General features: G+C 66.3%; 18 protein-coding genes and 1 riboswitch. Of the genes, 3 read left to right on the top strand and 15 right to left on the bottom strand.

All coding sequences use genetic code 11. The features are described 5' to 3' along the window. Nucleotides 1–37 precede the first annotated feature (37 nt). From NMQ03_RS12255 to NMQ03_RS12285, 7 genes are all read right to left on the bottom strand, one after another. Nucleotides 38–1,420: a glutamate-5-semialdehyde dehydrogenase gene (locus NMQ03_RS12255; protein ID WP_255172435.1), complete on the bottom strand. Its 1,383-nt coding sequence runs from the start codon at nucleotides 1,418–1,420 to the stop codon at nucleotides 38–40. A 26-nt stretch (nucleotides 1,421–1,446) separates the two neighbouring features. Then, complete coding sequence (gene proB / locus NMQ03_RS12260) at nucleotides 1,447–2,598, bottom strand: glutamate 5-kinase (protein ID WP_255172436.1); 1,152 nt, start codon at nucleotides 2,596–2,598, stop codon at nucleotides 1,447–1,449. Next, nucleotides 2,588–4,177 (bottom strand): GTPase ObgE, encoded by a 1,590-nt coding sequence (obgE, locus tag NMQ03_RS12265; RefSeq protein ID WP_255172437.1) that lies wholly within the window; start codon nucleotides 4,175–4,177, stop codon nucleotides 2,588–2,590. The genes proB and obgE overlap by 11 nt, the downstream gene beginning before the upstream one ends. 117 nt (nucleotides 4,178–4,294) lie before the next feature. Further along, on the bottom strand, nucleotides 4,295–4,558 hold the full coding sequence (gene rpmA, locus NMQ03_RS12270) for a 50S ribosomal protein L27 (RefSeq protein WP_009372867.1): 264 nt from the start codon (nucleotides 4,556–4,558) through the stop codon (nucleotides 4,295–4,297). Between the two features lie 61 nt (nucleotides 4,559–4,619). Further along, the gene (gene rplU, locus NMQ03_RS12275) at nucleotides 4,620–4,928 is read right to left on the bottom strand and encodes a 50S ribosomal protein L21 (RefSeq protein ID WP_255175599.1); all 309 of its coding nucleotides are present in this window, start codon (nucleotides 4,926–4,928) and stop codon (nucleotides 4,620–4,622) included. A gap of 263 nt (nucleotides 4,929–5,191) precedes the next feature. Beyond that, the gene (gene thiD, locus NMQ03_RS12280) at nucleotides 5,192–6,712 is read right to left on the bottom strand and encodes a bifunctional hydroxymethylpyrimidine kinase/phosphomethylpyrimidine kinase (RefSeq protein WP_255175600.1); all 1,521 of its coding nucleotides are present in this window, start codon (nucleotides 6,710–6,712) and stop codon (nucleotides 5,192–5,194) included. Nucleotides 6,713–6,719: 7 nt separating this feature from the next. Next, a riboswitch (TPP riboswitch) is annotated at nucleotides 6,720–6,817 on the bottom strand. A gap of 183 nt (nucleotides 6,818–7,000) precedes the next feature. Then, entirely contained in the window at nucleotides 7,001–10,435 is a 3,435-nt protein-coding gene (locus NMQ03_RS12285) for an Rne/Rng family ribonuclease (protein WP_255172438.1), read from the bottom strand. A 438-nt stretch (nucleotides 10,436–10,873) separates the two neighbouring features. Between NMQ03_RS12285 and NMQ03_RS12290 the strand changes: the two genes are divergently transcribed. Continuing rightward, on the top strand, nucleotides 10,874–11,542 hold the full coding sequence (locus tag NMQ03_RS12290; protein WP_255172439.1) for a vitamin K epoxide reductase family protein: 669 nt from the start codon (nucleotides 10,874–10,876) through the stop codon (nucleotides 11,540–11,542). 98 nt (nucleotides 11,543–11,640) lie between these two features. On the opposite strand, the gene ndk is transcribed toward NMQ03_RS12290, so the two are convergent. Genes ndk through ileS form a run of 4 tightly spaced genes read right to left on the bottom strand, consistent with a single transcriptional unit; the run spans nucleotide 11,641 to nucleotide 17,255 of the window. After that, on the bottom strand, nucleotides 11,641–12,057 hold the full coding sequence (gene ndk, locus NMQ03_RS12295) for a nucleoside-diphosphate kinase (RefSeq protein WP_255172440.1): 417 nt from the start codon (nucleotides 12,055–12,057) through the stop codon (nucleotides 11,641–11,643). Nucleotides 12,058–12,108: 51 nt separating this feature from the next. Beyond that, on the bottom strand, nucleotides 12,109–12,573 hold the full coding sequence (locus NMQ03_RS12300) for a DUF4233 domain-containing protein (RefSeq protein WP_255172441.1): 465 nt from the start codon (nucleotides 12,571–12,573) through the stop codon (nucleotides 12,109–12,111). Between the two features lie 2 nt (nucleotides 12,574–12,575). Continuing rightward, on the bottom strand, nucleotides 12,576–13,934 hold the full coding sequence (locus tag NMQ03_RS12305; protein ID WP_255172442.1) for a folylpolyglutamate synthase/dihydrofolate synthase family protein: 1,359 nt from the start codon (nucleotides 13,932–13,934) through the stop codon (nucleotides 12,576–12,578). Between the two features lie 3 nt (nucleotides 13,935–13,937). Beyond that, the gene (ileS, locus tag NMQ03_RS12310) at nucleotides 13,938–17,255 is read right to left on the bottom strand and encodes an isoleucine--tRNA ligase (protein WP_255172443.1); all 3,318 of its coding nucleotides are present in this window, start codon (nucleotides 17,253–17,255) and stop codon (nucleotides 13,938–13,940) included. A 414-nt stretch (nucleotides 17,256–17,669) separates the two neighbouring features. Here ileS and NMQ03_RS12315 point away from each other — a divergent pair, with 414 nt between their 5' ends. Next, nucleotides 17,670–18,677 (top strand): endonuclease/exonuclease/phosphatase family protein, encoded by a 1,008-nt coding sequence (locus tag NMQ03_RS12315; RefSeq protein ID WP_255172444.1) that lies wholly within the window; start codon nucleotides 17,670–17,672, stop codon nucleotides 18,675–18,677. On the opposite strand, the gene NMQ03_RS12320 is transcribed toward NMQ03_RS12315, so the two are convergent. Beyond that, complete coding sequence (locus NMQ03_RS12320; protein ID WP_255172445.1) at nucleotides 18,674–19,432, bottom strand: SDR family oxidoreductase; 759 nt, start codon at nucleotides 19,430–19,432, stop codon at nucleotides 18,674–18,676. The genes NMQ03_RS12315 and NMQ03_RS12320 overlap by 4 nt on opposite strands. Before the next feature lie 18 nt (nucleotides 19,433–19,450). Next, nucleotides 19,451–19,822, bottom strand: coding sequence for a DUF488 family protein (locus tag NMQ03_RS12325; RefSeq protein ID WP_324642163.1), 372 nt, complete (start codon nucleotides 19,820–19,822; stop codon nucleotides 19,451–19,453). Nucleotides 19,823–19,903: 81 nt separating this feature from the next. Between NMQ03_RS12325 and valS the strand changes: the two genes are divergently transcribed. After that, a complete protein-coding gene (valS, locus tag NMQ03_RS12330; RefSeq protein ID WP_255172447.1) occupies nucleotides 19,904–22,525 on the top strand; it encodes a valine--tRNA ligase in 2,622 nt (873 codons plus the stop codon). Nucleotides 22,526–22,894: 369 nt separating this feature from the next. On the opposite strand, the gene NMQ03_RS12335 is transcribed toward valS, so the two are convergent. Further along, nucleotides 22,895–23,509, bottom strand: coding sequence for a DsbA family protein (locus NMQ03_RS12335; RefSeq protein WP_255172448.1), 615 nt, complete (start codon nucleotides 23,507–23,509; stop codon nucleotides 22,895–22,897). Nucleotides 23,510–23,523: 14 nt separating this feature from the next. Beyond that, on the bottom strand, nucleotides 23,524–24,804 hold the full coding sequence (gene clpX / locus NMQ03_RS12340; protein ID WP_255172449.1) for an ATP-dependent Clp protease ATP-binding subunit ClpX: 1,281 nt from the start codon (nucleotides 24,802–24,804) through the stop codon (nucleotides 23,524–23,526). Nucleotides 24,805–24,972: the final 168 nt, after the last annotated feature.

Consider the following 24,972-nt stretch of genomic DNA (forward strand, 5'->3'; position numbering starts at 1 on the left):
CATTGCCTTCCGGGTTCTGGTCTATGTTACCGCGTTGCTACCCGCGGACCTGGCCTTCGCCCTGGACGATCCACTTCGTGGTGGTGAGCTCGGTCAGGCCCATGGGGCCGCGGGCGTGCAGCTTCTGCGTGGAGATGCCCACCTCGGCACCCAGGCCCAGCTCCCCGCCGTCCGTAAACCGGGTGGAGGCGTTGACGATCACGGCAGCGGAGTCAACCTCAGCGATGAAGCGCTCGGCGTTGGCAAGGCTGTTGGTGAGGATCGCTTCCGTGTGTCCGGTGGACCAGGTCCGGATGTGCTGGACGGCTTCGTCCAGGCTGTCCACCATGGCCACAGCCAGATCCAGGTCCATGTACTCGGTTCCCCAGTCCACGTCCGTCGCCGGCTGGGTTTCGATGGCGGGAGGCAGCGCCGCGCTGATGCGCCCGTCCACGTGGAGCCGGACACCGGCGCTGCGCAGGGCGGCAGCGACGGCGGGCAAGACGGTTGAGCCCGAGTGGACCAGCAACGTTTCCACGGTATTGCACACACTGGGCCGCTGCGTCTTGGCGTTGAGCAGGATCTCCACGGCCATGTTCTCGTCGGCGGACTCATCAATGAAGATGTGGACGTTCCCCTCTCCCGTTTCGATGACCGGCACGGCGGAGTTGGTGACCACGGTCTGGATCAGGTCCCGGCCGCCGCGGGGAATCAGGACATCCACCCTGCCCCGGGCCTTCATCAGGACGGCGGCGCCCGCACGGCCGTACTGGTCCACCGTCTGGACTGCGTCAGCGGGCAGGCCAACGGATTCCAGGGCTTCGCGCAGAATCCGGACCAGCACCTGGTTGGTGGCTTCTGCTGCGCTGCCGCCGCGGAGGATCACGGCGTTTCCGCTCTTGAGGGCCAGCCCTGCGATGTCAACGGTGACGTTGGGCCGTGCCTCGTAGATGGCTGCCACCACGCCCATGGGAACGTTGACCTGGCGGAGGCGCAGCCCGTTGGGGAGCGTCTGCCCGCGCACCACGTTGCCCACGGGGTCCGGGAGGTTGGCCAGGTTCTCGAGGGCGGCCACGAGCCCGGCTACACGCGTTTCGGTAAGGGTAAGCCGGTCCAGGAGGGCGGCGGAGGTGCCGTTGGCCTTGCCCCGCTGCACGTCCATCGCGTTGGCGGCGAGAATGGCCGGGACGTTCTCCTGCAGGGCGGCGCCCACGGCCCGGAGGGCGCGGTCTTTCCAGGCCCGGTTGGCGGTGGCCATCCTGCGGGCGGCGTGGCGGGACCGGTCCGTGATGGCGTGGACAGCTGCCTCCACTTCTGCGGCGGACACCTCCGCACCCGAAACGGGCACCTCAGCCGATGCCGGTCCTGCTGAGGGACCCGGCTGCGCCTGCGCAGCAGTGGTTCCGGAATTTTCAGCAGTATGGATCAGGGCTTCAGTCATGATCCAAGTTTAGGCGAGGCGGCAGCTCAGACCAGCACCAGGTCGTCAACATGAACAACTTCACGGTCATAGCCGCTGCCCAGTGCCTCGCCCAGCTCGTGCGTGGACCGCCCCAGCATCCGCGGCAGTTCCTCCGACGAGTAATTCACCAGCCCGCGCGCAACGACGGTGCCGTCGGCTCCGGCCAGCTCGACGGCGTCGCCCGCTTCAAAGTCGCCGTGCACCGCGGAGATGCCCGCCGGCAGGAGGGACGTGCGGTGGTGCCGCACGGCGCGGACCGCACCGTCGTCCAGAACCAGCCGGCCCTGCACCGAGGCAACGTGTGCCAGCCAAAGGAGGCGGACCGGTTTGCGGGAGCCGTTGACGGAGAACCACGTGCCCACGTCCTCGCCGTTCAAGGCTGCGGCAGCATTGGGCGTGGAGGTCACCAGGGCGTGGATCCCCGATCCTGCCGCCATGCTGGCAGCTTCCACTTTGGTCATCATTCCCCCGGTGCCCACGCCGGCCTTGCCCGCTTTGCCGATGGAGACGCCCTCGAGGTCGTGCGCGCCGGTGACCAGCGGGATGCGCTTGGCACCCTGGGCGGGCGGACCGTCGTAGAGGGAGTCGACGTCGGACAGCAGCACGAGCGCATCGGCGCGCACCAGGTGCGCCACCAGGGCTGCGAGCCGGTCGTTGTCGCCAAAGCGGATCTCGTGGGTGGCCACGGTGTCATTTTCATTGACCACGGGGACCACCCCGAGGCTCAGCAGCCTGTCCATGGCGCGGAGGGCATTGGTGTGCTGGCTGCGCCGCATCAGGTCTTCGGCCGTCAGCAGGACCTGGCTCACGGTGACGCCGTGTGCACCGAAGGCCTGGGTGTACCGCGCCATCAGGAGCCCCTGGCCCACGCTGGCCGCGGCCTGCTGGGTAGCCAGGTCACGGGGACGCTTGGCCAGCCCGAGGGGAGCCAGCCCCGCAGCGATCGCACCGGAGGACACCAGGATGATTTCGGCGCCTGCGTTGCGCTTGGCTGCCAGCGCGTCAGCCAGGGCAGTCAGCGATTCCTCCGAGATGCCGCCCTTGATGCTGGTCAGGGAAGAGGAGCCCACCTTGACCACGATCCGGCGGGCGCCGGTCAGCGCGCTTCTGTCCGCGGCACGGCCGGCCGGTACTGCAGTCATGCCCCTAGAGGTCATCGTCCGCTTCCAGTCCGCTTTCCTTAACGGGTTGGGCGGCACGGCGGCCACTGACGGACTCGGTCCAGATGCCGGCCTTGCGCTCCGCCTCAAGCTCGGCGCGGGCGGCAGCCTTGGCATCGCGGCGCTCCTGCTGCTCTTCGCGCTTCTGGCTGCGGGTGGGGCGGTCGCCGATATCGGCGAACCGGACGTCGGTGCCGCGCGGCGAGGCCAGCAGCTCAGCCCCCGCCATCATGGTGGGTTCCCAGTCGAAGACGACGCCGTCATCGTCACCGATAACCACCGTGTCACCCGGCTTGGCGCCCTGCTTGAACAGTTCGGTTTCCACGCCGAGCCGGGCGAGCCGGTCCGCCAGGTAGCCGATGGCCTCTTCATTGGTGAAGTCGGTCTGCTTGACCCAGCGCTCGGGCTTTTCGCCCAGGACGCGGAACAGCGGCTCCAGGTTCTTTTCCTCGCGTCGGATCTTGAACCCGGCTTCATTGACGGCGCGCGGGCGCAGCACGGCAGGCTGCACCTTGGGCGGGGCAGCCGCTACGGCGTCGCGGGCGGCCTTGACGATTTCCGCCATGGCGAAGCCGAGCTGGCGCAGGCCCTCGTGGCTGGTGGCGGACACTTCGAAGACGCGGTAGCCGCGCGACTCGAGCTCAGGGCGCACGAATTCCGCCATGTCCTTGCCGTCGGGCAGGTCCACCTTGTTTAGCGCGACCAGCCGCGGGCGGTGGTTCAGGGGAACCACTTCGCCGTCCTGGCCCGCATAGCTCATGTCGACGGCGTACTTCTCCAGCTCACGTTCGATGATGGCGAGGTCCGTGAGCGGGTCACGGTCAGACTCCAGGGTGCCGCAGTCAAGGACGTGGACCAGGGCGGCGCAGCGCTCAACGTGACGCAGGAAGTTGTGGCCCAGGCCACGTCCTTCGCTGGCGCCTTCGATGAGGCCGGGAACATCGGCAATGGTGAACCGCACATCGCCGGCCTGCACCACGCCCAGGTTGGGAACCAGGGTGGTGAACGGGTAGTCGGCGATCTTGGGCCGGGCAGCGGACATGGCCGCGATGAGGCTGGACTTGCCGGCGGACGGAAAGCCCACCAGCGCGATATCGGCAATGGACTTCAGTTCAAGGACAACGTCCCGGGAGTCGCCCTCGATGCCCAGCAACGCGAAACCGGGAGCGCGGCGCTTCTGTGAGGACAGGGCCGCGTTGCCAAGTCCGCCCAGGCCGCCGGCGGCTGCCACGAATTCGGTACCTTCACCAACGAGGTCTGCCAGGACTTCGCCGTCCTTGGTCTTGACCACGGTGCCGTCCGGCACGGGCAGGACCAGCGTCTCGCCGTTCTTGCCGCCGCGCCAGTCGCCCATGCCGGGACCGCCGTTGCTGGCGTGCCGGTGCGGTGCGTGGTGGTAATCGAGGAGGGTGGTGGTCTGGTGGTCCACGCGAAGGATCACGTCACCGCCATTGCCGCCGTTGCCGCCGTCGGGCCCGCCGAGCGGCTTGAACTTCTCGCGGTGGACGGAGACGCAACCATGGCCGCCGGTTCCGCCGGATACATGCAGTACTACCCGGTCTACAAAGCTGGCCACGTGGATCTCCTCAGGTGCTGTTTATATGGCGCCCGGGGACGCCACAACGATTGTAATGCTGTTAAAAGAACAGTGGAGCGGACCCTCAGGCCCGCTCCACCGCTTCAGAACTGGTTGTTACTCTGCAGCTGCAGCAGCAACGATGTTGACCACGCGACGACCGCGGCGGGTGCCGAATTCAACGGCGCCCGGGGTCAGTGCGAACAGGGTGTCATCCCCGCCACGGCCAACGCCGGCGCCCGGGTGGAAGTGGGTGCCACGCTGGCGGACGATGATCTCGCCTGCGGAAACAACCTGGCCGCCGAAGCGCTTGACGCCGAGGTACTGAGCGTTGGAATCGCGACCGTTGCGAGTGGAGCTCGCGCCCTTTTTATGTGCCATCTGAAATGCCTGCCTCTAAATTCTGGGGAATCTGTTGAAATACCTGAACAGTAACCGGTGGTTACTTGATGCCGGTGATCTTGACCTTGGTCAGTTCCTGGCGGTGACCCTGGCGCTTCTTGTAGCCGGTCTTGTTCTTGAACTTCTGGATGACAATCTTAGGACCACGCAGGTCCTGGAGGATTTCAGCCGTAACAGTTACCTTGGCCAGGTCAGCGGCGGCGGAGGTGACCTTGTCACCATCAACCAGGAGCAGTGCGGGCAGCTCGATGGTGCTGCTTACTCCACCGGCGACGCGGTTCAGGGTAACGAAGTCTCCAACGGAAACCTTCTCTTGGCGGCCGCCTGCGCGGACAATCGCGTACACCACTTGGGAACTCACTTCTCTCGACGTTTATTACAAAATTTGCGTGCGGAGCCGACTCGGAAAAGCCAGGATTCTCGCTGTGCCTCAACGCCGTGGGGTCATAACCCAAGTGTTGGCGTAAGCACCGAAGATCCAGAATACGCTAAATCCATCTACGGCCGCAAATGAGGCTGGTTCCGGCGGCCCGGCTGTGGTAGTAACCACACCCCGACAAGCTGCACCGCAACCATGCCCCTCCATGATAGCGGCGGTGCTGCCCGAAGGGGTCAGGAATGCAGCCTCGGCGCGTCGAAGAATTCCACTTCCAGGCGGCAGGACTGCTTGAACGCGGTCACCATCGCCGCCCGTTCGTGGTCGGAGGCCTTCCGCCCCGCCGCGTCCACAATGGCGATGGCCCGCCGGGTGGCTTCGGCGAAGCCCTCGTCGGCGTAGGTCCGGAGCCAGGCCGCGTAGGCGTGGCCGTCGGGCTCTCCCGAGGCAAGGAACTGGGCGTGCAGCTTTTCCCCGACCTCGGCGTAGAGCCAGAAACAGGGCAGGACTGCGGCGGCCAGGACGGCGTAACTGCCCGACGCCGACGCTGCGGTGAGGTGGTCAACATACGCCTTGGTGACGGGGCCAAGTCCGCCCTGGGCAGGGCGGGTGCTGAGCCATGAGCGGTGCAGCTCCGACTCCACTTCCAGGCACTGCTGCGAGGATCCCGCCCAGAACAGCTGCTCCGCTTCGGACGGGGCCAGGGCACTCGCCCGGGCGAGGACCCGGGAGTAGCCGTTCAGGTACAGGGCGTCCTGCGCCAGGTAGTAGGCAAAGTCCTTCTCGGCAAGGTCTCCGGAGGCCAGGCCGCGGATGAAGTCCAGGGCGTAGATGTCCGTCAGGTCCTGCTGCGCTTCCGTCCACAGCCGGGCAGCGAAGGCGCCTTCCGCGAGGGCCGGCCGCACATGGTGGAAATGGTGCACGGGGCCGTTTCCCCGGCCCACCTCGAGCTGCTCCGAGTTCTCAAGGGCGCCGGTCAGCCATGGCTTGACCGTCAGGAGCGATGCCTCCCAGTCGCCAAGGCGTGCCTGGACGGTGGCCATCGCGGAGGACAGGGAGCAGCCGGTGCCGTGGCTGTTGCGGGTGGAAATTCGTTTGCCGTGCACTTCCACCACTTCCTGCGACATGAGGCCGGCCGTGTTGACCAGCGCGTCCGGGCAGTCTGCACCTGCGAGGTGGCCACCCTTGACCAGCACGGTGGCCCCGGTGGCATCGGCAAGGCGCCTCCCCTGGTCCAGCGCCGCCGTCCAGGTCCCGGCAGGCTCCCCGCCCACCAGCATGGCAAGCTCCGGGAGGTTGGGAGTGATGAGGTGCGCCAGCGGCAGCAGTTCGCGGAGGGCAGCCTCAGCGGATTCCTTCAGCAGCCGGTCACCACTGGTGGCCACCATCACCGGGTCGAGGACCACGACGGCGGGGCGGACCTTCTCCAGCCATTGCCGGACAGTGCGGATGACGCTCTCGTCGCCCAGCATGCCGATCTTGACCGCGTCGATGGAGATATCGTCGCTGACCGCGTCCAGTTGTTCGGCCAGGAAAGCGGCCGGAGGAACGTGGACAGCCTGCACGCCACGGGTGTTCTGTGCCGTCAGGGCGGTGATGGCAGCCATGCCATATCCGCCGTGGGCAGCAATGCTTTTGAGGTCGGCCTGGATGCCGGCGCCACCGGACGGGTCGGAGCCCGCGATCGAGAGGACCCGCGGGACGTCCCGGCCCAAGGGCAGCGCGGTGGGGACGCCGGAGGCGGCAGGCAGGGGCACGGAAAGGGTCGAAGACAAGAGACATCCCTTCGCCGGTACTAGCCGGACAGGTTCAACGGGTCTGGATCTCAGCCGGCCTTCTGCGCGGCACCCCGTGTCGGTTTCCACCCTAGCCCGTAGGCCGCATCAGGAAAAAGGATGACAGCACCCGGTTCAAGGGAAAAACAACCTCCCGGCAGCAGAAATCCCCGCCACACGGACGATTCCCCCGGTACTTCCCGGGGGAATCGTCCGCAGGACGGGGATTCCTTACTGCGCGGCCGTCCGTTTGACCGGAAACTCCTGTACCTAGAGCTCCGAGGCAGGCACACCCACGCCGAGGATGATGGGCTCCTCAGGCGCCTTGCCCGGTTCCGCCGGCGCCAGCTGGGGCTTCACGGGTTCAGGAGCCTTGGCTGCGTGCGAATGGCCCGCGCCTGCCGCGTGGACGTTTTCGTGTTGCTGGACGGCGGTCTCGTTGGCGGCACCCTGCGCACGGCTGGCGGCACGGTGGCGCCGCGGCCTGCGTTGCCGCGACTGCTCCAGCGTGTGGTCGGAGTAGTCCTTCCCGGCTGCAGCTTCCGTTGCGGCGGAGCGCGCTTCCGCTCCCCCGTCGTCGTGCTGCCGTTCCGGCGCCACAGTTTCCGGCACCTTCACGGCTTCCGCGGTCTTGGCAGGCGCGTTCTCCACAGGGGAAGCCGGCTGGCCGAGGTGGGCGAACGCTTCCGCAAGCCGGTCCAGGGTAAGGGCAGGCTGGGGATGCTGTTCCTCAGCGTGCTCCACGAACGGAAGCGGGACTTCCTCGCCGCCGAACGTCAGGACAGCTGCAGGACGTGCCGGGGCGTCGGCGTCGTGCTTCTCCTCGACGGGCGCCGGCGCAGGCTCCACAGAAGGCACCTGCCGGGCTGCCGCCACCTCGTCGTCATGCAGGTGGGCCGCGTGGGCCGCAGCGGCAATGTTCGCCAGGGCAAGCCTGGTTGCCTCCGCCTTGGCGTGCCGCTCGGCGTCCGACGGGTCCGGCTGGACCGTGTGCACATGGACGGCAGGTGCCGGGGCCGCTTCGGGCTGCTGCCCGCCGCGTCCGCGCCGCCGCTTGCGTTCGGGACGCACGCCGGGCTGGGCATTGTCGCTCCGCTGCCCTTCCGGACGGGCTTCCGTGCGGGTCTCGGGCCGGTTGTCGGTGCGCTGGACGTGGTGCTCGGCCGCAACGATGGTGGCGCGGCGGTGCTCCACGGGGTCGTCGTGGGTCACAACGCCACGGCCGGCGCAGGCCTCGCACTGCTCGCCAAATACTTCCAGCAGTCCGGTACCCATGCGCTTGCGGGTCATCTGGACCAGGCCGAGTGAGGTGACCTCGGCCACCTGGTGCTTGGTCCGGTCACGGCCCAGGCACTCCACCAGGCGGCGCAGGACCAGGTCGCGGTTGGATTCGAGCACCATGTCGATGAAGTCGATGACGATGATGCCGCCGATGTCGCGGAGCCTCAGCTGGCGCACCACTTCCTCGGCTGCCTCGAGGTTGTTCTTGGTGACGGTTTCCTCGAGGTTGCCGCCGCTGCCGGTGAACTTGCCCGTGTTGACGTCCACCACGGTCATCGCCTCGGTACGGTCGATCACCAGGGAGCCGCCGGAGGGCAGGAAGACCTTCCGTTCAAGTGCCTTGTGGATCTGCTCGTCGATGCGCCAGGCGGCGAAGATGTCCTGGTCCTTGGTCCACTTCTCAAGGCGGCCCACAAGGTCCGGCGCCACGTAGGTGACGTAGGCCTCGATGGTGTCCCAGGCTTCCTCACCGGAAACGATGAGCTTGGAGAAGTCCTCGTTGAAGACGTCGCGGACCACCTTGATGGTGAGATCGGGTTCGCCGTAGAGCAGCTCGGGGGCCAGGATCTTGGTGGACGCGGACTGGCTTTCGATGCCTTCCCACTGGGCGCGCAGCCTGTTGATGTCGTGCGTCAGCTCTTCCTCGGAAGCGCCCTCGGCCGCGGTGCGGACAATGACGCCGGCGTGTTCGGGCAGCCGGTCCTTGAGGATGCGCTTGAGCCGGTTGCGTTCGACGTCGGGCAGCTTGCGGGAGATGCCGGTCATGGAGCCGCCGGGTACGTACACCAGGTAACGGCCGGGCAGGGAGATCTGGCTGGTGAGGCGGGCGCCCTTGTGTCCCACCGGGTCCTTGGTCACCTGGACCAGGACGGTATCACCGGATTTCAGCGCGTTTTCGATGCGGCGCTGCTTGCCCTCGAGGTTCACGGCTTCCCAGTTGACCTCACCTGCGTACAGGACGGCGTTGCGGCCGCGCCCGATGTCCACGAATGCGGCCTCCATGGACGGCAGCACATTCTGGACCTTGCCCAGGTACACGTTGCCGATCAGCGAGTCCTGCTGGGTCTTGGACACGAAGTGTTCGGCCAGGACACCGTCTTCGAGGACGGCGATCTGGATTCTGTCGTCGCGCTGGCGGACGATCATCTGCCGGTCCACGGACTCCCGGCGCGCCAGGAACTCGGCCTCGGTGATGACCGTACGGCGCCGGCCGGTGTCGCGGGATTCGCGGCGGCGCTGCTTCTTGGCCTCCAGGCGGGTGGAGCCCTTCACGCTGGTCACGCGGTTGCTCACGGGTGCTTCACTGACGGCACGCGGGGCACGGACCCTGGTCACCGTGTTGGGCGGGTCGTCATCCCCGCCGCCCGTGAGCTCAAGGTCCTGGTCCCCGCGGCGGCGGCGCCGCCGGCGGCGGGAGGTTACACCGTCCTCGAGCTGGCCGTCGGTATCCTCGTCAGCCCCGTCCTCGGCGTCAGCCTCATCGCTGCCGTCCTCGTTGTCCTCTTCCGTCCTGTCGCCAATGCGGCTGCGGCCCCTGCGGCCACGGCTGCGGCGCCGGCGGCGGCTGGAGGAATCGTCGGTGTCTTCGGTTTCTTCCTCGTCAGGCTCCTCCGCGGCGGGAGCGGCGGGACGGACCACGGTGCTGAGGTCCGGTGCCTGGAAGAGCACCGACGTCGGGGACGCCGGTTCCAGGAAGAGGGAGCCAAACGGGCTGGCGGCGGCCCCGCCGTCCTTCGTTCCAGCGGCGTCGGGCGCCTGCTCCTGCCGGGCGGCCTCCGGTGCGGCGGCAGCGGCGGGTGCGGCGGGTGCGGCGGCGGGCTCCTGGGCTTCCGGTTTCTGGGCAGCGGGTTCCTTGGCTTCGGGCTCCTGCGCCTGCTCCACATTCTGCGCTGCGGCCTGGTCCGCGGCTTCGGGCACCACGGCTTCGGGCCCGGCCGCTTCCGGCGCCACTTCGGCGGCGGCTGCCGAGTCCGTCTCCGGTGCGGAAACCGGCGAGGCAGCCTTACGGGTAGCTACCCGACGGCGGCGGACCGGCTTGGTTTCGGCATCTGCCATTGTGTCCGGAGCAGGAACGGCAGCGGCGCTTTCGTCAGCTGCATCCGATGCGGTGGCGGGGGCGCCAATGGGAGCCGCGTCAGCAGGCTCCGCTTCGGCGGCAAAGGCGGGCAGCGGTTCCGCGGCGTCCGCCTTCTTCCGGGACCGGGTGCGCCGGGCGGGAGCCTTGGGCGCTGCGGTGGCCTCTTCAGTGCCGGATTCTTCAGCGGCGGGTGCTTCGGCAACTTCCGGTGCCGTGCTCACGGCATCCACCGGGGCGTCCCCGGCCTTGGGAGCCGTCTTACGACGGGTCCGCGGAGCCCGCTTGGGTGCAGCAGCCCCGGCAGCCGCTGCTTCGTCGTTAACGGCCAGTTCCTGATCATTGTCCATATGTGGCAACACTCCTGCCCCTGACGTACCGCCACATCCGGCACCCATTGGGGCACATATTGTCAACACCCGCAGGCATTGACAGAAGTCAAGTGGATACTCCCAGGTTCGCACCGTCGTTGGGGTGCGGCAGCCCGTGGGAGCCGGTGGATGTTCTGAAAACCCGTTGTTCTGCGTGCCACAACCAGGTGCCGCCCAATGGAGTCGCGGGTGTGCCGGAAGAATCCGAAGCCTGCCCTGATCATCATTGGCGGTCTTGGGAACAAACCACCGGACCGGAGTCCGAATGTGGATCGGCTTCCAGCCACGTTCATTCTCTCATACCCGCGCTGGATCGCCGCGGAAGCGGGCGTTGCTGTTCCCGTTGCTGTGTGGTGGGTCCAGCCACCGGCGTTACAATCAGGCACAGGAGCACCGGACGAAAAGGACGCAACACCCATGCCCAGCATCTCCCCCGTCAGCGCCCATCAAGAGGAACGCGCCGCCGATCCGCGGACCAGTGCCGCCGCCAGCATTCCGCGCATGGCCCGGAACCGGCCCTTCGGCTGGCTGCTGGTCATCACCGGAATCGTCGGCTGGCTTGCCTCCGGAACCCTGGTCCTGGAAAAACTCGAAGTGCTCAAGGACCCCAATCACACCACCGTGTGCGATGTGAATCCCTGGATCTCCTGCGGCCAGGTCATGCAGACCTGGCAAAGTTCGCTGTTCGGCTTCCCCAACATGTTCATCGGAATCGTGGCCTTCGCCATTACCGTCACGGTGGGCATGGCCCTGTTGTCCGGGGCGACGTTCGCCCGTTGGTACTGGCTGGGACTGCAGGTGGGCGTCACGCTCGGTTTCGCATTCGTTGTGTGGCTGTGGTCCCAGGCCTTGTACGCCATCCACATCCTCTGCCCGTTCTGCATGATCGTCTGGGCGGCCATGATTCCGCTCTTCGTGTGGACCACCATCCGGAACATCACGGTAAGCGTCATTCCCATGCCTGCAGGTGCAGCCCGCGTCCTGGGTGACTCCGGCTGGATCATCACCGCGCTGCTGTATGTGGCCGTCATCGCCACCATCTTCTTCGCGTTCATCCAGGTCTTCGCAGGAACCTCGGGGTTCTAGAACGCACTCCCCCAAAATCCCGGCGCTCCCCTGCGGCATATGACAGATAAGGCCAATGTTCACGAAGAACATTGGCCTTATCTGTTATGTCGCGGGGCTTACTGGAACCAGATCTTGATCTCGCGGTCCGCGGAATCCGTGGAGTCGGAACCGTGCACCAGGTTCTGCTGCACCTTCTGGCCCCAATCCCGGCCAAAGTCACCGCGGATGGTGCCCGGGGCCGCCGTCGTGGGATCCGTGGTGCCCGCCAGGGAGCGGAAGCCTTCGATGACGCGGTGGCCTTCGAAGATTGCGGCTACCACAGGACCGCTGAGCATGAATTCCACCAGGGGCTCGTAGAACGGCTTGCCCACGTGCTCCTCGTAGTGCTGCTCCAGCAGCTCGCGGGTGGCGTCGACCTTCTTCAGCTCAACAAGGCTGTAGCCCTTGGCTTCGATCCGGGCAAGGATGGCGCCGGTCAGGTTTCGGGCGACGCCGTCGGGCTTGATCAGGACGAGGGTGCGCTCAGTAGTCACAACTGCTCCAATGCGTTGGTGGGGTTTCGGGATAAGTCTACGGGGATGGGCTTACGGGGATTGCGGCTGGGCGGGACCGGCGGCCTGGTCCGGGTGGGCGGCTTCCCATTCCGCCTGTTCGCGTTCGCGCTGCACCGCTTCCCGGTCCAGCCGGATGCCGGTGCGGATGCCGTACCACCAGGCCAGGGCGAAGAGCGCCCCCACCAGGAACATGGCGGGCTCAAAGATGCCGGTAAGGATCAGGACGAGCTGGAGGATCCAGCCCAGGCCGATGCCCCAGGGTTTGTTCAGGACCGCGCAGGCGAAGATCATGACCACGCTGAGACCGATGCCCACACCGAGGATCAGGGCCGGCGGGAACTCCCCGCGGCGCAGGCCGAACACCACCAGGGTAGCGAAGAACATGACGAACGCTTCCAGGAGCAGCACCGTGGAGGCAAACATCACCTTGGTGGAGCGGCGCTTCTTCGGCATGCCGGGACGCCATTCCCGCTGCGCTTTTGTCAGTCTGGCCATGCTCACGCCTCCGTTTTTCCGAGCAGGATCCGTGCCTCGGCCACCAGGGTGATCGATCCGGTGACCAGGACGGCCCCGGAGAGGTCATCATTGGCTTCGGCCCGCTCCACGGCCCATTCCAGGGCGTCATCCAGTTTCTCGGCGATGTGGACGTTGTCCTCGCCGAAGCCCAGGTCGATGGCAAGCTCTGCCAGCTCCGCTGCGGGTACGGCGCGCGGTGAGTTGGACTGGGTGAAGCAGTATTCCACGGCCACGTCCCCCAGGGATTCCCTCAGCTCCCGCAGGATTTCTTCGGCGTCCTTTTCCTTGAGCACGCCCACCACGGGCACCAGGCGCGTGAAGGTAAACGCTTCCTGCAGGGCTGCAGCCGAGGCCTTGATGCCGTCGGGGTTGTGCGCGGCGTCCACAATGATGGTGGGTGCCGTGCGTACCACTTCGAGACGGCCCGGTGACGTCACTGCGGCGAAGCCTTCCTGCAGGACCTCGAAGTCGAGCTCCTTTTCGCCGCCGAAGAACGCTTCGAGGGCGGCCACGGCTACGGCGGCGTTCTGCGCCTGGTGGGCGCCGTACAGCGGTACCAGCAGGTCCGGGTAACGTCCGGCAATGCCCTGGATGGTGACCATCTGGCCGCCAACAGCCACTGTCCGCGACTCGACGCCGAACTCCACGCCTTCGAAGCGGAACGGCACGCCCACTTCCTTGGCCTTTTCCAGCAGCACCTGGGCCGCATCGAGGGGCTGCGCTGCGCTGATGAGGTAGCCGCCGGGCTTGATGATGCCGGCCTTTTCGTAGGCGATGTCCTCGGTGGTGTCGCCCAGCAGGTCCGTGTGGTCCAGCGAAATCGGCGTCACCACCGACACCTGGCCGTCACCGACGTTGGTGGCGTCCGTGATGCCGCCAAGGCCCACCTCGATGATGGCCACGTTGACGGGCTGGTCGGCGAAGATGGCGAAGCCCAGGATGGTGAGGCACTCGAAGTAGGTCAGCCGCGGCTGCCCTTCGGCTTCCAGCTCGGAGTCCACGATCTGCAGGTAGGGCCGGATTTCGTCCCAGATCCTGACGAACGTCTCATCAGAGACGGGGTGGCCGTCGATGCTGATCCGTTCGGTGACCTTGGACAGGTGCGGGCTGGTGTAGCGTCCCGTGCTCAGGCCATGGGCGCGGAGCACGGATTCGATCATCCGGGACGTGGAGGTCTTGCCGTTGGTTCCGGTGACATGGATGATCGGGAAGGCCTTGTTGGGTTCACCGAGCACGTCCATGGCGCGGAACAGCGGCGCCAGGCGGGGCTCCATCTTGTTTTCCGGCGCCCGGCCCAGCAGTTCGGCGTACACGCTCTCCACGGAAAATTCGTCGGTCATGTCCTAGGCCTCCACTTTTTCAACGGCGACGGCGGGTTCAGCCGTGCTGCCTGCCTGGGCGTCCAGGGCAACAGTCAACGTCTCGCCCTTGACGAGTTCGGCGTTGGCCAGCAGGGCATCCACCATGTTCTGCGGTGCGGTGACGGTGGTCCGGATCCGGTCGCTCACGTTGAGGCCGGCGTCCTTGCGCGCCTGCTGGATGGCGCGGACCATGTCGCGCGCCAACCCTTCGGCTTCAAGCTCCGGCGTGACTTCGGTGTTCAGGACCACGAACCCGCCTCCGGGCAGCACGGCGACAGCGGCGGAACCGCCCTCGGATTCTGCCACCACGGTCTCCAGCGTGTACTCCTGGGGCTCGAGCTGCAGCCCGCCCGCTGTAACAACACCGGACTCGTCCACGGACCAGTCGCCGGACTTGGAGCCCTTGATGGCCAGCTGGACATTCTTGCCCAGGCGCGGACCGGCGGCCCGGGCGTTCACCACCAGCTTCTGCTGGATGCCGAACTCCTCGGGGGAAGCGGTGGCGGCGTCCAGGAGGCGGACGGAACGGAGGTTGAGTTCATCGGCGACGACGGCGGCAAAGCCTTCCAGCGCATCAGCCCCGGGTGCCACCACGGTGAGTTCCTGCAAGGGCAGGCGGACACGCAGGTTGGCTGCCTTGCGGAGCGAGGAGCCGGTTGAGCAGATCTGCTGGACCCGGTCCATGGCTTCAACCAGGGCCGGGTTGGCGGGGAAGAGGTCCGCGTCGGGCCAGTCGGCAAGGTGCACGGACCGGCCGCCGGTCAGGCCGCGCCAGATCTCTTCCGAGACCAGCGGAAGCAGCGGCGCAGCAGCACGGGTGACGCTCTCCAGTGCGGTGAACAGGGCGTCGAAGGCGTCCTGGTCCTCGTCGAAGAACCGCTGCCGGCTGCGGCGGACGTACCAGTTGGTGAGCATGTCCAGGTAGCTGCGCAGCGAGTCGCAGGCGCCGGAGATGTCGTAGGTGTCCAGCTGCGCGGTCATGTTCCGGACCAGGTCGCCGGTGTTGGCCAGCAGGTACTGGTCCAGGGTGTCCGCATAACCGTCGTAGCGCAGCTTCGCGTCGTAACCCTGGCCTGCAGCAGCCGCGTTTGTGTAGAGCGTGAAGAAGCTGTACACGTTCCACAGCGGCAGGATCACCTGGCGGACGCCGTCGCGGATGCCCTGCTCGGTGACGATCAGGTTGCCGCCGCGCAGGATGGGACTGGACATGAGGAACCAGCGCATGGCGTCGGAGCCGTCGCGGTCCAGGACCTCGGACACGTCGGGGTAGTTGCGCAGGCTCTTGGACATCTTCTGGCCGTCGGAGCCCAGCACGATGCCGTGGCTGATGACGTTCCTGAACGCGGGCCGGTCGAAGAGCGCCGTGGAGAGGATGTGCAGCATGTAGAACCAGCCACGGGTCTGGCCGATGTACTCCACGATGAAGTCGGCCGGGTTGTGGGTGTTGAACCAGGCTTCGTTCTCGAACGGGTAGTGCACCTGGCCGTACGGCATGGAGCCGGAGTCGAACCAGACATCCAGCACGTCTTCCACGCGGCGCATCACGGACTGGCCCTCTTCGGGGGTGCGGGGGTCGTCCGGGTTCGGCCGGGTGAGCTCGTCGATGAAGGGACGGTGGAGGTCCACCTCGCCGTCTTTGTTCAGCGGCAGCCGGTCAAAGTCCGCTTCGATCTCCGCGAGCGAGCCGTAGACGTCGGTGCGCGGGTATTCCGGGTCCGTTGACTGCCATACGGGGATGGGGCTGCCCCAGAAGCGGTTGCGGCTGATGGACCAGTCGCGGGCGTTTTCCAGCCACTTGCCGAACTGGCCGTCCTTGACGTTGCCGGGGATCCAGTTGATCTCCTGGTTCAGTTCGGACATGCGGTCCTTGAACTTGGTGACCTCCACGTACCAGGAGGACACCGCGCGGTAGATCAGCGGGTTGCGGCAGCGCCAGCAGTGCGGGTAGCTGTGCTCGTAGCTGGCCTGGCGCACCAGCCGGCCCTGGGCCCTGAGCACCTGGGTGATGGGCTTGTTGGCCTCGAAGACCTGCAGTCCCACAATGTCGTGGAGGTCGCCGTGCTTGAACAGCGGCAGGAACTTGGCACCCTCGTCCACGGACAGCACCACGGGGATGCCTGCCTCTTCGCAGACCTTCTGGTCGTCTTCACCGTAGGCCGGGGCCTGGTGCACGATGCCGGTTCCGTCCGTGGTGGTGACGTAGTCGGCCACCACGAAGCGCCAGGCGTTCTCCATGCCGTACTTCTCGTTGTCCGCGAAGTCGTCCCAGAGCCGCTGGTACACGAGGCCTTCGAGTTCAGCACCGGTGTAGGTGGCCACCACGCCGGCTTCCGCAGCTTCGAAGCTGTCGTAGCCCAGGTCCTTGGCGTAGCTGCCCAGCAGGTCGGCTGCGAGCAGGAAGCTGCCGCCGACCGGCGCATCGGTCGAAGCGGCTTTGATGCCGTTGGGTCCGGCGGGCAGCACGGCGTAGGTGATGGAAGGCCCGACGGCGAGCGCGGCGTTCGTGGGCAGCGTCCAGGGCGTGGTGGTCCAGGCCAAGGCCTGGACGCCGGCCAGCTTCTGCGACAGCTCCGACTCCCCCGCGAGGATGGGAAACGTGACGGTGACGGTCTGGTCCTGGCGGTTCTTGTAGACGTCGTCGTCCATGCGCAGCTCATGGTTGGACAGCGGCGTTTCGTCCTTCCAGCAGTACGGGAGGACCCGGTAGCCGTTGTACGTCAGGCCCTTGTCGTGCAGCTGCTTGAACGCCCAGAGGACCGACTCCATGTACTCGACGTTGAGGGTCTTGTAGTCGTTGTCGAAGTCCACCCACCGGGCCTGCCGGGTGACGTAGCTGCGCCATTCGTCGGCGTACTTCATCACGGAGGCGCGGCAGGCGTCGTTGAACTTGTCGATGCCCATGGCTTCGATCTGGGTCTTGTCCGTCATACCCAGCTGCTTCATGGCTTCAAGTTCGGCGGGGAGGCCGTGGGTGTCCCAGCCGAAGCGGCGCTCAACGCGCTTGCCGCGCTGGGTCTGGTAACGGCCCACCAGGTCCTTGGCATAGCCGGTGAGGAGGTGGCCGTAGTGCGGCAGGCCGTTGGCGAAGGGCGGGCCGTCGTAGAACACAAATTCGTTGCTGCCGGGCTCACCGCCGGGGACGTCGGCGCTGCGCTGGTCGATGCTGGCCTGGAAGGTGCCGTCCTGGTCCCAGTACTTCAGGATGCGCTCTTCGATCTCCGGGAACTTCACGGAGGCGGAAACGCCGGCACTGCCGTTGGACGAGGTGCTGGAGGCTGTAGCCTTGGGGTAAAACGTCATGTTCGACATCCTGGGTTGAGCGTGGTGAACCCCGGCAGGGCCGGAGGTTCCGTTCAGGATGCGAGGACGGCTGCCGCGCCGTCCCTAAAAGACTGCACGCCCACCGCGGTACCACCTCACTTACCGGCGCCGCGTGTCTTCCGTGAGGAACACCCGCTGCCCCGGCCTCTCATTACTGCTGTGACGGGCTTACCCGTCCGGTTCTACTGGCACAGCCACCCTGCATGGGCACACTGCGCGTTCTTCCGGAAGCTCACCGGTGATTGCCGGGTCATAGCCATAAAGAGTCTACTATCGCCGCAGCGTCCTGTGCCATTCAGCGCGTCCTGTGCCATTCAGCGCAGCCCATGCCAATCAGAGCATCCAGGGGCGTTGGGGCTGACGTCGACACCGCGTATTCCCTAGACTCGGCTCATGACAGCTTCCGGGCGCCCTGCCGGGCGGAGGCGCGCAGCCGCCGCATGCCGGTGGCTGTTCATTCCCCTTGCGCTTCCCGTCGCAGCGGTGTCCATGATGCGGGCTGTCCCCGTCGAGTGGCCCGTCCTGGGGGTCCAGCTGGTGGCGTTCACGCCCTGGCTCACAGTGCCTGCCGCCGCCGCGCTGGTCCTGGCCTTCCTTGGCCGCAGCCGGTGGCAGCAGGTCCTGGCGGGATCCCTGGTGGCGTGCCAGGCGTTCTGGCTCTTCCCGGTGGACGTCCGCGGGCCTTCCGCCGAGGCCGCCGGCAGGCCGGTTTCCCTCGTGGTGATGAGCATCAACGCGGAGCTGGGGAATGCGGCCGCTGCCGGAATCGTGGACCTGGTCCGTGAACAGCACGTGGACCTGCTGGCGGTGGAGGAGTACACGCCCCAGCTGTCACGGCGGCTCACTGCGGCGGGCCTGGACGGACTGCTCCCGCACCGGGTTGCCCATCCCAGGGACGGCGCCGGCGGTACGGCCATCTATTCCTCGCTAAGCCTGACGGACGGCGGGGTGCTTCCGGACACCCAATTCACCATGCCGGTGGCCCGCCTTGACCTGGCGGAAGCTAGCGGGGCCGCCCTTCGGGTGGTGGCTGTGCACACCCTGGCGCCGGTGGGTGACGCCGTTGGCCAGTGGCGCAAGGACCTGTCCACGGTGGCCAGGGCGGACAACGGATCCGGCCCCCTGCTGCTGGCCGGGGACTTCAACGCAACCTACGACCACCGGGAATTCCGGGCGCTGCTGGCGGGCCAAGGAGGCGGCCGGACACTGGTGGACGTGGCCGCCTCCGTGGGCGGCAGGCTGGTGCCCACTTGGCCGATGCGTGGCTACCGCCTGCCCGGGATCACGCTGGACCATCTGGTGACCAGCCGCGACATCACCGCCTCCGGCTATTCAGCCCACCGGATCGAGGGAACGGATCATGCCGCAGTGGTGGCCACCCTGCGCATCCATGTGCCTTAGCCCTTCCGGATGAGTTTGTGCGTGGCCGCCTGGGCCACCGGCCGGATGACGATCTGGTCAAGGTTGACGTGGTGTGGGGCGCTGACGGCGTAGCGGACCACGTCGGCCACATCCTCTGCGGTGAGCGGCTTCTCCACGCCCTGGTAGACCTTTTCTGCGGACTGCGCATCCCCGAGGCGGTTGAGGGCGAACTCCTCGGTCTGCACCAGGCCCGGCGCCACCTCGATGACCCGCACGTTGTGCTCAGCCTCTTCGAGCCGGAGGGCGTTGGTCATGGCGTGCTGCCCGAACTTGGCAGCGTTGTAGCCGCCCCCGCCCTCGTAGGCGTCCAGCCCTGCGGTGGAGGTGAGGTTCAGGACCGTGCCTTCGCCGGTGGCCCGCAGCATCGGAAGGAACGCGCGGGTGAGCTTGAGGGTTCCAAGGACGTTGACGCGGTACATCCACTCCCAGTCGGCGATGTTGGCATCGCCTACCTTGTCCGCACCCCGGGCACCACCGGCGATGTTGATCAGCGTGTCGATGCCGCCTGCGTCGGTGACCTGGGCGAGGAGCCGGGACACGTCGTCGTCCTCTGCGATGTCTGCGGGAATCGCGACGGCGCCTGTCCCGCCTTCCAGCGCCGCGAGCCTGTCAGCCCGGCGGGCCACGGCAAAGACCGTCCACCCGTCGGCGCGCAGCGCACGCACTGTTGCTTCTCCGATTCCGCTGCTCGCGCCGGTCACCAATGCTGCTTTTTTCTGCAAGTCCTCAGTCATGGCACCACCCTAGCGGGATCAGCCGGCGGCCCGTCCCCGGAGGTAGTCAAGCAGGACGTGCGCATTGTTCGCTTCGGTGTTCCGGGCGGCGTAGAGGAGGGTAATCCGGGGGTGTGCGCGGGCCAGTTCCAGCAGCGTCTCCACGGCCGTATTGGTGTCCAGTTCAAGCCGGTAGCGTTCGCTGAAACCGGCGAACTGTTCGGGGCGGTGGTTGAACTCCTTGCGCAGCTCCGTGGAGGGTGCCACGTCCTTGAGCCAGAGGTCCACGGCGGCGTTTTCCCTGGCCATGCCCCGCGGCCAAAGCCGGTCCACCAGCACCCGGAAGCCGTCGCCGTCCGCCGGCGGCTCGTAGATGCGCTTCACGCCGAAGGTTGCCCGGAACTCTCCCATGGCCCGCATGCTACCCGTGTTCGCGTCCGCGCGGGCGGGACGGGTTGGGTGGGATGGAAGCGGGCATGAAAGAATTGCCCAATGGCTGAAGACACGCAGGGTACAGACACGCCCACCACCGCCCCCATCAATGTTCCGGACAAGCCGGCCCTCGAAGGCCTCGAAGCCGCGCTCACCCAGCGTTGGCTGGCCGAAGGAACCTACAAGTTCAACCCCGACACCACCCGGGAGCAGGTCTACTCGATCGACACTCCCCCGCCCACCGCGTCGGGATCCCTGCACGTGGGGCACATGTTCTCCTTCACCCAGACGGACGTCCAGGCACGCTACATGCGCATGACCGGCAGGAACGTCTTCTACCCCATGGGCTGGGATGACAACGGCCTGCCCACCGAACGCCGGGTCCAGAACTACTACGGTGTCCGATGCGATCCGGCCATCCCGTACAACGCCGAGTACCGGCCGCCCGCCCAGCCGGCCAAGAACCAGCGCGATTTCGACGTCGTGTCCCGGCAGAACTTCATCGAACTGTGCGAGGAACTGGCCGTTGAGGACGAGAAGGTCTTCGAAAACCTGTTCCAGACCCTGGGCCTGTCCGTCGACTGGGACCTGACCTACCGCACCATCGATGACACTTCCCGCGCGGTGTCCCAGCGCGCCTTCCTGGCCAATCTCGCCGCCGGGGACGCCTACATGGCCGAGGCTCCCACGCTGTGGGACGTCACGTTCCGTACCGCCGTGGCCCAGGCCGAGCTTGAGGACCGCGAGGTCCCGGGCGCCTACTACCGCTACCCCTTCTTCACCGAAGACGGCGGAAAGATCTTCATCGAGACCACCCGCCCGGAGCTCCTTGCAGCATGTGCCGCGCTGGTGGCGAACCCCGACGACGAGCGGTACAAGCCGCTGTTCGGCAAGACCGTGAAGTCACCGCTGTTCGATGTTGAACTCGAGGTCAAGGCCCACCCGCTGGCAAAGGCGGACAAGGGTTCCGGCATCGCCATGGTCTGCACCTTCGGCGACCTGACCGACGTCACGTGGTGGCGCGAACTGCAGCTGCCCACCCGCGCCATCATGGGCCGCGACGGCCGCATCATCGCCGAAACGCCCGAGTGGATCACCAGCGAGGCCGGCAAGGAAGCGTACGCCGCCATCGCCGGGAAGACCGCCTTCTCCGCCAAGGAAGCCGTGGTGGAACTGCTCAAGGAAGCCGGCCTGCTCGATGGTGAACCCAAGAAGATCACCCACCCGGTGAACTTCTTCGAAAAGGGCGACAAGCCCCTGGAAGTGGTCACCTCCCGCCAGTGGTACATCCGCAACGGTGGCCGCGACGAGGACCGCCGCGAACGCCTCATTGGCCGCGGCAAGGACATCGACTTCCACCCGTCCTTCATGCGCTCCCGCTACGAGAACTGGATTGCCGGCCTGAACGGTGACTGGCTGGTTTCCCGCCAGCGGTTCTTTGGTGTGCCGATCCCCGTGTGGTACCCGCTCGACGCACAGGGCAACCCGGAGTATGACAACCCCATCCTGCCCTCCGACGCGATGCTGCCCGTTGATCCGGCAGCGGACGCTGCCCCCGGCTTCGAGGAGGCACAGCGCGACCAGCCCAACGGCTTCACGGGCGACGCCGACGTCCTGGACACGTGGGCCACTTCCTCGCTGACCCCGCAGATCGTGGGCGGCTGGAGCCGTGACGAGGACCTGTTCGCCAAGGTCTACCCGTTCGACCTGCGCCCCCAGGGCCACGACATCATCCGGACCTGGCTCTTCTCCTCGGTGGTCCGCGCGGACGCCCTCCAGGACTGTGCCCCTTGGAAGCACGCGGCCATCTCCGGCTGGATCCTGGACCCGGACCGCAAGAAGATGTCCAAGTCCAAGGGCAACGTGGTGGTGCCCACGGACGTCCTGAACGAGTATGGTTCGGACGCCGTCCGCTACTGGGCTGCCTCTGCACGGCTTGGCGCCGACACCGCCTACGAGATCGCGCAGATGAAGATCGGCCGCCGCCTGGCCATCAAGCTCCTGAATGCCTCCAAGTTCGTGCTTAACCTGGGCGCCACCGAAAACTCGGTGCTGTCGGGCGATCTTTCCGTCCTGGCGAACCCCCTGGACCGGGCGCTGCTGGCCCAGCTGGCCGAGGTCGTGGCACAGTCCACCAAGGCATTCGACAGCTACGACTACGCCCGCGCCCTGCAGCTCACGGAGTCGTTCTTCTGGCAGTTCACCGACGACTACGTGGAACTGATCAAGGACCGGGCCTACGGCGCCGCCGGCGAATCGGAGCAGGCTTCGGTGCTGGCCGCGCTGGCCACCACGCTGGACACCCTGCTGCGGCTCTTCGCCCCGTTCCTGCCCTTCGCCACCGAGGAAGTATGGAGCTGGTGGCGTACCGGGTCGGTGCACCGGGCCCAGTGGCCTGCCGCCCTGGAGATCCCCGGCGGGGACACCACCATGCTCGCGACCGTGGGCGTGGCACTCAGCGGTGTCCGCAAGGCCAAGTCCGAGGCCAAGGTCAAGCAGCGCACCGAAGTCCTGTCAGCGACCATCACTGCCCCGGAAGCGCTGACCACGCAGCTGCAGGCCGGGCTGGCTGATTTAAAGGCTGCGTCCAACGCCCGGGAGATCACGCTGGCCGTGGGTGAAGGCGACCTCGCGGTCACTGATGTAGCCCTGGCTCCAAGCGACGAGCTTACCAAGGCTTAGCGCCGGACCTGGACCCGGGGTCAACCCGGTTCCGGGCAAAGGGGAAGCCCCATCAGCGTTTTGCCGTTGGTGGGGCTTCGACTTTTTCGGCCATCCGGTGACGTGCTCTGATGGTCTGGCAGGATCCGCTGAACTTCAGGTCTTACTACCCCGTCACTGGTAGCTTGCATTCAACTTTGCCGATGGCTGCGTCAACTTACATATCACTGAATCTTTGGTTCCTGCGTCCACTTCTTTCGAAGTGGTAGGAACAATTGTTCTCCTGTGCCGGTCCACGTGCAAGGGCCCCGGGGAAACTACATTCTGGTAGTTTTCCCGGGGCCCTTGCAGGATGTTGGGTGCCCTCCCAAGCGGTGCAGCCTGGCGTTTCTAGTCGAACTCCGGGCTTTCCGTGCGGCTGCGCTTCAACTCGAAGAAGTGCGGATAAGCGGCGATGGCCGTGGTGGCATCCCAGATCCTGCCGGCTTCCTCACCACGGGGAATACGGGTCAGGACCGGCCCGAAGAACGCTGTTCCATTGAAGGCGACCACCGGGGTTCCAACATCCTGGCCCACCAGCGAAATGCCTTCCTCATGGCTGGCCCGGAGCTGGTGGTCGTAGGTGTCCGTGGTGGCGGCGTCGGCCAGGGAGGCGGGGAGTCCGCACTCGGCAAGGGCTTTAGTAATGACCTCAGCCCGGTCTTTTTCCCCCTGGTTGTGGATCAGCGTCCCCATGGCGTCATACAGCGGCTTGATGACCTGCGGCCCATGCTCTTCCCGGGCGGCGATGATCACGCGGACCATGCCCCACGCGTTGTCCATGGATTCACGGTAGCCGGGCTCCAGGTCACGCCCCTCATTCAGGACAGCGAGGCTCATGACGTGCCACTCCGTCTCGATGTCCCGGACGGCTTCCACCTCCCCGATCCAGCGGGATGTGACCCAGGCGAACGGGCAGAGGGGGTCGAACCAGAAGTCGGCTTTGTTCTTTGCAGGTGAAGTCACGAAGGTCCTCTCGGTCAGGCAGACTTACGGCGCTTGGCCACGTGCGGAATCATGGTGGGCTCGGCGCCCCGCAGGACGACGTCCTCGGTGATCACCACGCTGGCCACGTCCTCGCGGCTGGGAAGATCGAACATCACGGGAAGCAGGACCTCCTCCAGGATGGCGCGGAGGCCACGGGCACCGGTGCCGCGCTCCAATGCCTGGTCGGCAATGGCGTCCAGGGCAGTGTCGTCGAACACCAGCTCGACGCCGTCGATCTGGAACATCTTCTGGTACTGCTTCACCAGGGCGTTCTTGGGGGTGGAAAGGATTTGGATCAGGGCGTCCCGGTCCAGGTTGGACACGGTGGTGATCACGGGGAGCCGCCCAATGAATTCGGGGATCAGGCCGAACTTCAGCAGGTCCTCCGGCATGACCTCACCGTAGGAGTCCACCTTCTTGCTGGCCTCGTTGAGCGGGGCGCCGAACCCGATGCCCTTGCGGCCGGAGCGGGAGCCGATAATCTCTTCCAGGCCGGCGAAGGCACCGGCGACGATGAACAGCACGTTGGTGGTGTCGATCTGGATGAACTCCTGGTGCGGGTGCTTCCGTCCACCCTGCGGCGGCACCGAGGCCACGGTCCCTTCCAGGATCTTCAGGAGGGCCTGCTGCACGCCCTCGCCGGACACGTCGCGGGTGATGGAGGGGTTCTCGCTCTTGCGGGAGATCTTGTCGATCTCGTCGATGTAGATGATGCCCTGTTCGGCCTTCTTGACGTCATAGTCAGCGGCCTGGATGAGCTTGAGGAGGATGTTCTCCACGTCCTCACCCACGTATCCGGCCTCGGTCAGGGCGGTGGCGTCCGCCACGGCGAACGGAACGTTCAGCCGGCGGGCGAGGGTCTGGGCCAGGTAGGTCTTGCCGCAGCCGGTAGGTCCGATGAGGAGGATATTCGACTTGGCGATCTCGACGTCGTCGTGATGGCCGCCGTCCCCCAGGTTTCCGGACTTTGGGGCATGGCCCGCCTGGATGCGCTTGTAGTGGTTGTAGACCGCGACAGCGAGGGACCGCTTGGCGGGCTCCTGGCCGATGACGTATTCCTGCAGGAAGTCGAAGATTTCACGCGGCTTGGGCAGTTCGAAGCTGCCGAGATCAGCGACCTCCGCAAGCTCCTCCTCGATGATTTCGTTGCACAACTCGATGCATTCATCGCAGATGTAGACACCGGGGCCGGCAATAAGCTTGCGCACCTGCTTCTGGCTCTTTCCGCAGAAAGAGCACTTCAGCAGATCCGTGCTCTCGCCAATCCGAGCCATATATGAACCCCTTAGTATCCTGCTGCCAGGCAGCCCTGCACCATTGCTGAAATCTTTCCCGGCCTGCACGGCCCGGGTTGTGACAACATCCACTCTAGGTCACATTCGGCCCCAAGGGTGGAATGAAAAGGCCGGTGCGGCCAAATGAACTGGACCGCACCGGCTTTC

Origin of the sequence: Arthrobacter sp. DNA4, from assembly GCF_024362385.1 — a bacterium.
Lineage (GTDB): Bacteria > Actinomycetota > Actinomycetes > Actinomycetales > Micrococcaceae > Arthrobacter.